This window comes from Micromonospora zamorensis (assembly GCF_900090275.1).
Classification (GTDB): domain Bacteria; phylum Actinomycetota; class Actinomycetes; order Mycobacteriales; family Micromonosporaceae; genus Micromonospora; species Micromonospora zamorensis.
Window position 1 is genome coordinate 6,046,321 of sequence record NZ_LT607755.1, and the last position, 12,444, is coordinate 6,058,764.

The window sequence follows — 12,444 nt, forward strand, 5'->3', positions numbered from 1 at the left end:
GACGTTACCACGCGGTAGGGCGCCGGTGTAGTGCCGAAATGGCAGCAGCCATAACCACCAGAAGGGCAGCGACGAGCGCCATCACGACTGCCCACGCGCCATGTCCAGGGGGGTCCGATTCGGGATGAACAGCGGGATTTCGGTAGAGAGTGAGAAACGGTCCCTCGTGGACGGTTTCGAGATCACGAAGGGTCGCCGGGTCGACCTCGCTGGGCCCTTGGTGCTGCACCACCACCCAGCGCACGCCGGTGGCCGAGACGGGCCGCCCCTCGGCCAACACCCGGCGCACCTCGCGGATCCGTGGATTCTCCCCGGCCACCGCGACATCGCCGACCCGGAGTGTGTCGTCGGTCAGCACCGTCCCCGGCAGATAGCGCGGCAACGGATCCAGGACGACACGTCCCGGGTTCCACGGGAAGGCCCGGTAGGCGGACAGCGGCAGCGCGAGGATCTCCCCCGGCTCGCCGGCCACCCGCTCGGCGACCGCCTGCCAGTCCGCCGGATAGCTCACTGGACGAAGCCGGCCGGCACCGCCGTAGGCGAGGTCCGGCATGACGGCCACCGGCAGGAGCAGCAGGCCGACCAGAACCACCCCCGCCACCTCCCGGTCGATCCTGGCCACCAGCCGCTCGGCGCCCAACGCGGCACACACCACCAGCAGCAGGGCGTACGGGGCCAGGAACTTCTGGCCGTCTCGAAGCAGCCCCGCGCCCGGCAGGTGCACCACCGCCCAACGCAGCGCGGCGGCTCCGCCGGGGAGCACCCCGAGGGCAGCGAGGAGGAAGGCGATCCCGGCGAGCACCGCCAGCCGCACCGCCGTACCCGGGGACAGCCGGCGCCGCAGCAGGCCGGCACCGACACCGGCCAGGATCAGCAGGATCAGCGTCGCCAGCGGCACCAGCGGTGCCGCGCGACTGGAGGGAGTCGCCTGTGCGCTCCAGACGCCACCCGTACCCGCGAGCGCCACCAGCGGACCGGCCCAGTTCTCCGAACGGGCCGCGAACGCCGCCACCCCCGCCGGATCGGATGACCCGCCAGCGCCGGTGACCAGGGCCGCGGTCACCCAGGGGGCGTTGAGTAACGCGACGCCGCCCACCACGAACGCCGACCGGCGAAGGCGCGTCCGGTCCGACACCAGCAGGATCACCGTGCCCAACGCGATCAACCCGCCGGTCGGGGTGATCGCGGCGGGAGCGGCGGCGAGAACCACCCGAGCGAGCGCGCCATCACGACCCGCCCGCAGGTCCAGCGCCGCCCGGACCAACCAGGGCAGCGCGGCGTACGCGAGCAGCAGCCCCCACTGTCCGACCAGCAGCCGCTCGGCAAGGTAGGGCGTCCACGCGTACGCCACCGCGGCGAGCAAGCGGACCGCGAGCCGTTCGGTCGGCACCAGACGGCCGGCGCCGACCGCGGCCAGGAGAACCGCCCCACCGAGCGCCACCCGCTGCACCGCCCAGCCCGGCACGAGCTGGGTGACCAGGGACATCACTGCGTCCATCGGCACCGCCCGGGGCAGAGTCTGCGCCGGGGCGACGAGATCCCAACTCAGCGGCTGCCGGGGTACGAACACCATGTCGTACAGCAGCGCGTAGCCGGGTGCCGCAAGCGGGGCCAGCACCAGCACCGTGACGGCCGCCGCGACGGCGTACAGCGGCAGCGTGTCGCGCACCCACCGCACCGGCGGGGCGCCGACGCCGGTGGTCTGCTCAACCATTCACGGTGCCGGCACCGCGCGGCCGACGGTGATCAGTTGGGTGCACACCCTGACCTCCGAGGTGCTCACGGTGACCTCGACGGCGTCCCCAGCCCCCTCCAGCAGGAAGAACACGTCGTTCAGCCCGCGCTTCAGGGTGATTACCCGGACGGCGTCCCCGAGACGGAAGATTGCCGTCGAGTCGCCCGAACTGACGTAGCCGAAATGGACCGCGTACGGCCACTCCTCCAGGTACCCGTCCAACGGGATTCGGGCGGGCCGACCACCCTCCGCCAGGTGCCCGCAGCCGGGCACCGTCCCCGGCACGATCTTCCGCCCCTGCACCACGACCGGACGGATCCGGCCGAAGTCGTCGAACATGAACGGTTTCTCGGCCTCCGCCACGAAGGTGGGCCGACGCTCGGCCGGGCGGAAGAAGTGCGACTGGAGATTGTCCGGCCAGAAGTAGCCGGCGATGACGCGGTCCGGGACGGTGGTTTCCAGAAAGACGGTGCCCGGCGCAGCGGCGGCAAGCTCGATCTGCGTCGTCGCGAGGTAATCCCGTCCGTACTTGGTGCTCCAGTTGTCCCCGAAACGGGCCGTGCTCCATAGAGTGCCCACCCCGATGGTGGCCAGGACGACAATTATCGAGACCAGGCCGACCGCGAAGGCACCCGGCTCCCGCAGAACGGTCGGCACCGGCCACGCGGACACGTCGTCCTCATCGGCGTCCTTCGTCCCCAACAGGGCCGCGCCGACACAGATCGCGGCGACCAGCACCACGTCGGCGACGTACCGGGGGATGATTCCCACCAACGTGCCGAGCGGCCCACCGAGGCGGGTCACGGCGAAGAGCGCGGCGACCAGCCCGAGGTAGCACGCGAGCAGCAGCCAGGCCCGCCGGGCCGACGGGCGCCGCCGCGCGGTGATCACGATGAGAGCCCCCAGCACCGCCCAGGACAGCCACTTGGCGATGTCGTACGGGTTCACGGCCGGAGGACCGTCACCGGCGTACGCCCAACGCCAGGGGCCTCCGAGCAGACCCGGAACGACGGTTTCACCAACCAGGTCACCGAGGAATTTGAGGACCTGACCGACGGATGTGGGTTCGTCCAGTTCGCGGGCGGGACGGGTCAGATAGAACGCCAGGTACGCCCCTGACAGCGCACCGAGCGCCAGCCACGCCGGCCAGTGTCGGCGGACCGTCGTCACCAGGCTGCGCCAGGCGCCACCCGACGTGAAGAGAAAGACGGTCAGCAGGAACAGCAGCGGCACGATCAGCAGGGACTTGGTGTCGAAGAGCAGGCCGAACACCACCCACAGGACGACCGCCACGAGGTGCCGCAGCCGACCGGTCCGCACATACCAGACCTGGGCCGTCGCCGCCATGACCAGGGCCAACTGCATCGGCAGCACGAGCAGCCCGACCAGCCACAGCGAGGAGACCTCAAGCGTCAGCGGGCTGAACACGAACAGGCACAGCGGGATGAGCAGCCCCCAGCCTGGCCGGAGCAGATGGCGCAGCAACCGGTAGACGGCGAACCCGGTCGCCGCCTGGCCGACCGCCAGCAGAAGCACCCAGGGCCAGGTGACAAAGCCCGCCACCCGCACCATCGCCCACGCCACCAGCAGGCCGCCGGGCATGAGGTGGTTGTTGAAGGTACGCAGGAGGTAGTCCGCGTCCAGCCGGGTGTCGAGGACCTGGGCAGCGATGACGAACTCGTCCTGCGAGAACCAGCCACGGGTGGCGAGGCCGGCGCGCCAGGCGACGGACACGACGATGAGGGCGAACGCTACCGCGCGGACACGGTCGGCACGGAACCATCGCCCGATCGGCCCCGGCCGGTCGCCCTCGGACGCGACGCCTTCCGGATGCGTCTCGACCTCAGCTTCTGGCATTGACATGGTCGGCAGCCTGCCACACGCTTACACGCCGTGGGGGTGGCCGTTCTCCCGATAACGCCACCGCAGCACCCCTGGTGGCCCGTCCGTGCCCGGTCCGGATAACGTCGCGCGACGGTCGTCGGTTGCAGGTGCGCGTCCGGCTGGCGAAGACAGGAGCCGAAATGCGTGCAGAGGTGACCAATGATGCCGCTCCGGGGTCCAGCCGTGCCCGGCACACGGCCCGACGGTTTCGGCACCTGACCATTTGCATCGCTCTCACCGCCCTCGCCTTTCAGCAGGCCCCGGGTCAGGTCGTCCCCGACACCAAGATCGACCTGAACGTCAACGCCGCCGGGTGGCTGCTCCGCTCGCTGCACCTCTGGGACCCCACCGGCACGTTCGGTCAGCTGCAGAACCAGGCGTACGGATATCTCTGGCCGATGGGCCCGTTCTTCCTGCTCGGATCGGAACTCGGCCTCGCGCCGTGGGTGGTCCAGCGGCTGTGGTGGGCGCTGATCTTCTGTGTCGCCTACCTGGGAGTGGTAAGGCTGTCGGGCAGGCTGGGCATCGGCACGCCCGCTGGACGCATGATCGCCGGTGTCGCCTTCGCGCTGTCACCCCGCATCCTCACCCAGCTCGGCTGGGCCTCGGTGGAGTCCTGGCCCAGCGCCATCGCCCCCTGGGTGCTGATCCCGCTGGTGGGCCTCGCCCGCGGCACCCCCCTGCGGCGGGCCGTCGCCGGATCGGCCGTCGCCGTCGCATGCGCCGGTGGAGTCAACGCCACAGCCGTGGCCGCGGTGGTGCCACTCGCCCTGCTCTGGCTCGCCACCCTCCAGCCCTTACGCCGCCGCGTCACCGCCATCGCCGCCTGGTGTGGCGCGGTGGCGCTGGCCACGGCGTGGTGGTTGGTTCCGCTGCTGGTTCTGGGGCGGTACAGCCCGCCCTTCCTGGACTACATCGAGACCGCCCGGAACACGACCAGCGTCACCGACGCGGTGACGACGCTCCGCGGCGCCTCCTACTGGCTCGCCTACGTGGCCTCCCCGTTCGGGCCGAACCTTCCGGCCGGCGCACGACTCGCCAACGAGGCGCTACTGGTCGCCGCGACCCTGGTGGTCGCCGCCCTCGGTGTCCTCGGGCTGTCCCGACGCGGGATGCCGCACCGCCGGTTCCTCATCACCGGTCTGGTGTTGGGCGCCGCGCTCGTCGGTCTGGGGCACGTCGGTGACCTGCCGAACCTCCTCGCCGGCCCTCAGCGGGAGTTCCTCGACGGCGTCGGTGCCCCCCTGCGCAACGTGCACAAGTTCGACGTCCTGCTCCGCCTGCCCCTGGCCCTGGGCATGGCGCACCTGATCGGCCTGGCCGTCCGCGCGGCACGCACCGCGCCCGAGCAGCACCGCCCACGAACGGTCGCACGGGCCTGGCTCACGGCCGGCGTGGCCATGGTCGCCGTGACGGCGGTTGCCACGCCCGCGCTCGCCGGCGGTCTCGCCACGCCAGGCGGCGTCAAGGCGGTGCCCGGCTACTGGCATGAGGCCACCGACTGGCTCGACGCGAACACCGGGCGCGGGCGGGTACTCGTCGTACCCGGGGCGCGCTTCCCCTCGTACGACTGGGGCAACACCACCGATGAGATGACCCAGCCGCTGCTGAACAGCCGGTGGGCGGTACGCAACGCCATCCCCTTCACCCCACCGACCACGATCCGGCTGCTGGACGCGATCGAGTCGACACTCGCCACCGGCGCCGGCTCGACCGGGCTGGCCGACCTGCTCGCCCGGTCCGGGATCAGCCACGTCCTGTTCCGCGCCGACCTTGACCACGGCCGCTCCGACACGGCCCGCCCGGCAGTGGTCCGCCAGGCACTGGATCGCTCACCCGGGTTGACCCGCGTCACCTCCTTCGGCCCCCTGCGCGGCGGGCCGTCGTCCCAGGACGAGTTCCGCGATCAAGGGCTCGACGTGCCCGTCCGGGCTTTGGAGGTCTACCGGGTCGACCGGCCAGTCGAGCCGGTGGTCGCGTACGACCGTGACGACGTGAGCACCGTGGTGGGAGGCCCCGAATCGCTCCTCGACCTCGCCGCGGCAGGGCAGCTCGGCGCGGCGCCAACGGTCCTGGCGGGCGACGCGGCGGCTGCCGGCGTTGCCGGCCCGGTCGCGATGACCGACGGGCTGCGCAGGCGGGACGTGTCGTTCGGCCGATCGCGCGACAACGCCTCCCAGACTCTCACCGCCGATGACACCTTCGAGGTGTCGGCACCCGCTCACGACTACCTGCCCGAGTGGGGGGCGCAGCAGTTGACCGTCGCCCGTTTCGAGGGCATCAGCGCGATTCGCGCGTCGACCGCCCGTTCGCAGGTGGACTCCCCCGGCGGCGCCCGCCCTGAGCACCAGCCTTACGCGGCGATGGACGGCAAACCCGAAACCTCCTGGCAGTCCGCGCCGTACTCGCCCAGCGACCGCCAGTGGGTCGAGGTTGGCCTCGCCAACCCGACACGGGTCACCCGGGTCGAGGTTTGGTTCGACCTGAAGGCCGACACCCTGCCCACGACGGTGACCGTCACCGCCGGGTACGAGAGCCGCACCGTCGAACAGTTCAGCGATCACATGGTCTTCGAACTGCCCGGCGTCCATGTCACCCGCGCGGTCCAGATCTCGATCGACGAGGCTTACGACCTCCGCCCGCTCGGTAACGGGTCGGTGGGCATCGCCGAGATCAAGATTCCCGGCGTCCAGACGAGCCGGACCCTTGTCCTTCCCGCCGCACCGGCCACCGATCGGCCGGCGACCGTCGTCGTGTCGGCGGCGCCCACCACGCCGGCCTGCTTCTCCGTCGACGGCCATCCTCGCTGCTCCACCGACGCCGTACGCGGTTCTGAGGACGCCTCCACCATCGACCGGACCCTCACCCTGCCCGCCGCCGGCACATACGACGCCAAGCTGTGGGCGCGGCCGACGGCCGGCCCGGATCTGGACAACGTCCTCGACAAGCTGGTGGCCGACGCACAGCCGCTGCGCCTCACCGCGCAGGTCACCGCCTCCTCAACGGCCGTTGCCGACCCGACCGGTCGGGCCGGCGCGGCGTTCGACGGGGACCCGACCACCAGTTGGTCACCGGCGGTCAGCGACGAGGCACCGATCCTTCGCCTCAAGTGGCTCAAGCCGCAGACCATCACCGGGCTCCGGTTCTCCGTAGACGACGAAACAGCCGCCACCCGCCTCGGAAGTGTGCGGGTCGTCGGCGACGGCGGTTTCCGAAGCAGCCTGCTCGGCGACGACGGGCTCCTTCGCCTGGACCCGCCGATGCGGACCGACGAAATCACCATTCAGTTCCTCGACAAGCCGTCCGCCACCAGCACGGACCCGTACAAGCTGCGGTTGCCGGAGAAGCTGCCCGTCGCGGTCGGCGAGGTGACCGTGCTGCCCGGAGCGCCCATCGTCAGATCGCGCCTCGACGCACCCGTGACACTGGCCTGCGGGTCGGGTCCGACGCTGCAGATCGGCGCGTCCCGGGTGACCACCACGCTCCGCGGCACACTCCGCGACCTGCTCGAACTGCGCGAGATGCCGGTCGAACCATGCGGGCGGGCCACGCCCCGACAGCTTGACCTGGGCCGCGGGGAGCACCGCCTCGTGACCACACCGAGCAATCTCTCCTCGCCGACTCGGGTCGCCCTGGTGCCGCGGACGCCCACGCCGACCCCGACGGCGGTCGCCAGCGCCATCGAGGTCGGCTCCTGGGCAGCCACCGAACGACGCGTACGGGTGGCCGGCCACCCCGTCGACCGCGTACTCGCCGTGCGGGAGAACACCAACACGGGCTGGGAGGCGACCATCGGCGGGCGGACGCTGAAGCCGCTGGTGGTGGACGGATGGCAGCAGGGCTGGATTCTTCCCGCCGGCACCTCCGGGGAGGTGGTACTCCGCTTCGCCCCGGACACGACCTACCGAGCGGGCCTTCTGCTCGGCGGCATCCTGCTGGCGGTGGTGGTCCTCCTCGCGGTGCTGCCCGCCCGGCAGCCCACCGCGCGCACCCCGTCGACCGCCGTACCGCGAGGTCGTCGTCGGGTCACCCGATCCCTGCCGCTGCTGGCCGTCGGCGCCGCCGCGCTGGTGCTGTCGAGCGGACTCATCGGCGGCCTGTTGGTCGCGGCTGGGTTCATGCTGGCGGTACCCGGCCCTCGCCGCCTGCCCTGGACAGCCGACCCACGCCGGGCCAGGACGATCAGACGGGCCGTCGAGACGTGGCTCCCCGGCGCGCTCGTCCTGCTCGCCGGGTGGGCCTACCTCGAGTCGACGCAACGGAACACCAACGCCCTGCTGCAACTCGCGATCGTCGTCGCCCTGGGCGCTCTCTGGCTTTCCACCGCCGCCCGGCGACGACCCGTACGCCGAGTCACGCCGAATCCGGCGGCCCCAGCCGTTCCGGCGCAACCGGATCCGGCGGTCGCGGAGGCACCGATGCCGAACACGACCGACGGGCACCACCCCGCCCTGTCCGACATCACGTGAGCGCCCGGCGACCCGGCCGTCCGGAGGAGACCGCGGAGCCGGAGCCGACCGGCGGACGGGCCAACGGACTGGGCGCGGCGGGAGTCGGTGTCACCCTGGCCGGCGTCCTCGTCAACGGCCTGGCCTACCTGGTCCCGGTGTTGGCCGCCCGGCGGCTCGACCCGGCCGACCTCAGCGCACTCGCAACCGCCCTCGGCCTGGTGGCCATCGTCAGCGTGCCAGGGCTCGGTCTGCAACTGGCCGTCGCCGTGCACCACGCCCGGCACGGAACCTCCGAGACCCGGCGGCTCACCGCAGTCACGGCCGCCGTGTGCGCCGGGAGCCTCATCGTGGCGACGCCACTGCTGGTCGCCGCTCTTGACCTCCCGGTCGAGGTGCCCGCACTGCTGGCGGTCACCACGGCGGCGATCGTGCTCTCCGCCCGCTCCCTGGGGGAGTTGCAGGGCAGCCAGCGCTTCCTGCGACTCGCCGCGGGGATGGCCCTGCTCGCCGTGGGCCGCTACGGCGGCGTGATCGCCGGGCTGTTGCTCGGCGCGGGCCTGACCGGAGCGCTGGCAGTCGGCGCGCTGACCGCGGCGCTCGCCCCGGCGGTGCTGGCCCGACTCGCCCGCGCACCCGGACGACCGTCCACCGCACCACGGCTGACCACCGCTCAGGTGGTCGCCGGCTGCGGCGCGACCCTGGCGATGCTCGTCGTCTCCTACGCCGATCTGCTCCTGGCCCGGCAACTACTTCCCCCGACGGGGTCGGCGGCGTACTCGGTCGGCACGGTCCTGAGCAAGGGCGCGCTCTGGGCACCCCAGGTTGCCGCCGTCCTCGCCCTGCCGCGTCTCGCCCGCGGTGATCGCCGCAGCCGCACGGTGGCGCTCACGGTGACGGGTACCTGCGGCCTGGTACTGGTGCTCGCGTCGATCCTCGCCGGAGGGCTGGCCTTCCGCCTCGCCGGTGGACCCGTCTACGCCCACCTCGGCCGGTACGCACCGTTCTTCGCTGCGATCGGCGCGCTCTACGCGGTGGTGTTCGTGTTACTCAACGACCGCCTCGCAGCCGGTGTGCGGTGGGCCGCGGCACCGCTGTGGGTGGGCACGGCCGGCCTGGTGACCGTCGCGGCGACGATACGGCCACGCACCGTCGCCGATCTCCTCCTCGCGGCTCTGGGCACCGCCATCGTCACCACTCTGATCATGGCGGTGACCGCCCGTCGACCAACCGGAGCACCAGCGATCGGGCCGGGCTAGCCCTCCACGAGCCAGTCACTCAGAAGGCGGTGGTCGATGGCGTCCACCCGACCGAGGCTCCGGCCGGAGGCCATCCGGTCCCGCAGCTCAGCCCTGGTGAACCAACGCGCCTCCAGCAACTCCTCGCCGTCGACGCGTACCTCCTCGGACGTGACGGTGGCCCGGAAGCCCACCATCAGGCCGGCGGGGAACGGCCACGCCTGCGACCCCTGGTAGGTCACGTCGGTGACGGTCACGCCCGCCTCCTCGGCCATCTCCCGACGGACCGCGTCCTCCAGGCTCTCGCCGACCTCGACGAACCCGGCCAGCGTCGAGTACGCGTCCTCCGGCGCACCCGCGTGCCTGGCCAGCAGGCACCGCCCCGGCGGGCCGGGCGCCTCGATCAACACGATGACCGCCGGTTCAATCCGGGGAAACAGGATCCGCCCGCACTCACCGCCGGTGCAGGTCCGCAGGTGCCCGGCGCCACCGGCCACGGCCGCCGCACCGCACGTCCCGCAGTACCGCTGCTGCCGGTGCCAGTGCAGCAACCCCCTGCCGTACGCCTGGACGGCCGCGTCGCCTGGTTTCAGGCGCCCGACCAGTGCCCGTACGTCGACGGACCGCGTCGCACCGGCCATCTCGACGGCGGCCCGCTCGGGAAGCCCGGACAGGTCAGCGGCGAACACGGCCGCGTCCCCGTCGAGCCCCAGGAAGACGGTCTCACCAGCGGCGGACCGGACGAGCGACGCGCGCTCGGCGGTGAGCCGGACCGGCCCGTCCCCGTCGACGAGACAGCGGTCCCGCCACATGGGCAGCACCACCGTGGTCGACTCGGTGAGCAGCGCACTCATCCGGGCCGGATCGGTGCGTAACGGGCCCGCCCGGTCCAGCCAGCCTCCCCCGTACGCCAACACCCGTTCCGCTGTGTCCACCCGGCCACCGTGCCACGTCTGCGGTTCGCCACCGGCAGCGCCCCCGGGGCCAGCACGACACGCCGGGAGACACGCGGTAGCTGGGCCTGGTGGGCGTAGCCGCCAAGGACGGCCGCGCATTCGTTACCGTAGGTGCCTCCGGGAGGGGAAACTCCCGCGGCACCCTGGCGATCGAGGTTGCAGTGACGCTGTACGGCGAAAAGAGTCCACCCGCCGACGACCGGCCCACCGTGCAGGTCACCGCGGTCACCTGGCCGGACGACGGACCGGCGGCCGGGCCGGCGCCCGTCCCCGGCGAGCCGGAGGGCGGCCCACGCCGCCCCGGCCGGATGCGGATGCTGCTCGCCGCCGGCGTCACCGGTGGCGTGTTCGCCGCTGTCGCGGGTGCCGGCGCCTGGGCGTACGCCGGGGACGTTCCCCGCGGCACCAGCGTGCTCGGCACCGAGCTGGGCGGCCGGAGCCGCGCGGACGCCGACCGGGAGTTGCGGGCGGAGCTGGAGCGGCGGGCCGCAGCGCTCGCCAAACCGCTGACGGTCACCGTCGACGGACGCACCGCCGAGATCAACCCGGCCGACGTGGGGCTCGCCGTCGACGTGCCGGCGACCGTCGCGGCAGCGGCCGAGGCCGACGCGCACCCGGTCAGCCGGCTGGTCGGCTCCCGCACTGTCGAGCCGGTGGTCACCGTCGACGCGGGCCGGCTGGACGACGCGCTCCGCAAGGTGCTCGGCGACCAGGCCCAGGGCATGACGATGCCGGCGATCAGCTACCAGGGCACCACGCCGAAGGTGGTGCAGCCCAAACCGGGGTTGGCCCTGGATCCGCAGCGGTCCGCCGAGGTGGTCCGCGCCGCCTGGCTGGCCGGAAACCCGGTCACCGTCCCCCTGGTGGAGAGCCACCCGGCGACCACGCCGGAGGAGCTGGACAAGCTGGTCACCGAGCTGGCGAAGCCGGCGGTCGCCGCGCCGGTCACCCTGCGCACCGACAAGGGGTCGGTGAAGGTCCCGCCCGCCGCCATCGCGAAGAGCCTGCGGTTCACCGCCGACAAGGCCGGCAAGCTGACGCCGTCGGTGGACGTCAAGCGGCTGCGCGCGGCGCTCGGCGATGACCTGAACGCCATCGAGGTGCCGGCGAAGGACGCCACAGTGACCATCGCGGGTGGCCGTCCCACCATCACCGAAGGGCGTTCCGGCCAGCAGCTGGACACGGCGACCCTGGGCACCGAACTGCTGGCGGTGCTGCCGAAGTCGGAGGGTCGTGAGGTAACCGGCGAGTTGAAGCCGACGCCACCGGAGCTGACCGCGGAGAAGCTGACCAGCCTGGGCATCAAGGAACGGGTGTCCACCTTCACCACCCGATTCACCGGTGGTCTGGCCTCGTCGCGTAGCCAGAACATCGCCACCATCGCCAAGGACGTGGACGGCACGGTCGTCCTACCCGGAAAGACGTTCTCCCTGAACGGCCACACCGGCGAACGCGGTTACGCACAGGGCTATCGGGACGCCCCGGTCATCCTGAACGGCAAACTGGTGCCGGGCGTCGGCGGCGGCACCTCACAGTTCACCACCACGCTGTTCAACGCGACCTACTACGCCGGGTTGGAGGACGTCGAGCACAAGCCGCACTCGTACTGGTTCGACAGGTACCCGGCGGTCATCGAGTCGACGATCTTCTGGCCGGACCTGGACTTCAAGTTCCGCAACAACACCGAGCACGGCGTTCTGATCGACACCTCGTACACGTCGAGCACGATCACGGTGTCGATCTGGAGCACGAAGATCTACGACAGCGTGAAGACGGAGTATGGGCCGCGTCGCAACATCACCACGCCGAAGCTGATCCACTTGGAGCCCGGCCCCTCGTGCATCGCGACCAACGGCATCAACGGCTTCACCCAGGACGCCTTCCGCGTCATCAAGAAGGGTGGCGCGGTGGTCAAGCGGGAGAAGTTCACCTGGCGCTACGACGCGGAGCCCCGCTACGTCTGCGGGCCGAAGCCCTCCTGAGGTCTCACCCGCGCTGAGGTCTCGCCGGGACTGACGTCTCACCCGCGCTGAGGGTCTCACCCGCTGAGGTATCGCCTGCGCTGAGGTCTTACTCGCCGGCGTCACGGCCCTGGCCGTGGCGCCGGCCACCATGCGGCGGCATCGGCACCACCCGTGCGTCCTGCACCCGGATCTCGACACGGAACCGATCCGCGGCGGGAT

General features: G+C 71.9%; 6 protein-coding genes. 3 read left to right on the forward strand and 3 right to left on the reverse strand.

The features are described 5' to 3' along the window. Window positions 1-4 precede the first annotated feature (4 nt). Both GA0070619_RS27035 and GA0070619_RS27040 read right to left on the reverse strand, forming a co-directional pair. The gene (locus GA0070619_RS27035; RefSeq protein ID WP_088950629.1) at window positions 5-1,714 is read right to left on the reverse strand and encodes a hypothetical protein; all 1,710 of its coding nucleotides are present in this window, start codon (window positions 1,712-1,714) and stop codon (window positions 5-7) included. Next, entirely contained in the window at window positions 1,715-3,592 is a 1,878-nt protein-coding gene (locus GA0070619_RS27040; RefSeq protein WP_412769045.1) for a hypothetical protein, read from the reverse strand. A 167-nt stretch (window positions 3,593-3,759) separates the two neighbouring features. On the opposite strand from GA0070619_RS27040, the gene GA0070619_RS27045 reads away from it, so the two are divergent. After that, window positions 3,760-8,088, forward strand: coding sequence for an alpha-(1->3)-arabinofuranosyltransferase (locus GA0070619_RS27045; protein ID WP_088950631.1), 4,329 nt, complete (start codon window positions 3,760-3,762; stop codon window positions 8,086-8,088). Then, complete coding sequence (locus tag GA0070619_RS27050) at window positions 8,085-9,326, forward strand: polysaccharide biosynthesis protein (protein ID WP_088950632.1); 1,242 nt, start codon at window positions 8,085-8,087, stop codon at window positions 9,324-9,326. Before GA0070619_RS27045 ends, GA0070619_RS27050 begins: the two co-directional genes overlap by 4 nt. On the opposite strand, the gene nudC is transcribed toward GA0070619_RS27050, so the two are convergent. Continuing rightward, complete coding sequence (nudC, locus tag GA0070619_RS27055; protein ID WP_231927169.1) at window positions 9,323-10,240, reverse strand: NAD(+) diphosphatase; 918 nt, start codon at window positions 10,238-10,240, stop codon at window positions 9,323-9,325. The two genes, GA0070619_RS27050 and nudC, sit on opposite strands and share 4 nt — an antisense overlap. A 182-nt stretch (window positions 10,241-10,422) precedes the next feature. Between nudC and GA0070619_RS27060 the strand changes: the two genes are divergently transcribed. Next, entirely contained in the window at window positions 10,423-12,243 is a 1,821-nt protein-coding gene (locus tag GA0070619_RS27060) for a VanW family protein (protein ID WP_088950634.1), read from the forward strand. The last annotated feature ends 201 nt before the right edge of the window (window positions 12,244-12,444 follow it).

What these genes read in the sequence shown, in the direction of transcription:
- GA0070619_RS27035 (WP_088950629.1), bottom strand. Translation starts at nt 1,714, where the DNA reads ATGGTTGAGCAGACCACCGGCGTCGGCGCCCCGCCGGTGCGGTGGGTG.
- GA0070619_RS27040 (WP_412769045.1), bottom strand. Translation starts at nt 3,592, where the DNA reads ATGCCAGAAGCTGAGGTCGAGACGCATCCGGAAGGCGTCGCGTCCGAG.
- GA0070619_RS27045 (WP_088950631.1), top strand. Translation starts at nt 3,760, where the DNA reads ATGCGTGCAGAGGTGACCAATGATGCCGCTCCGGGGTCCAGCCGTGCC.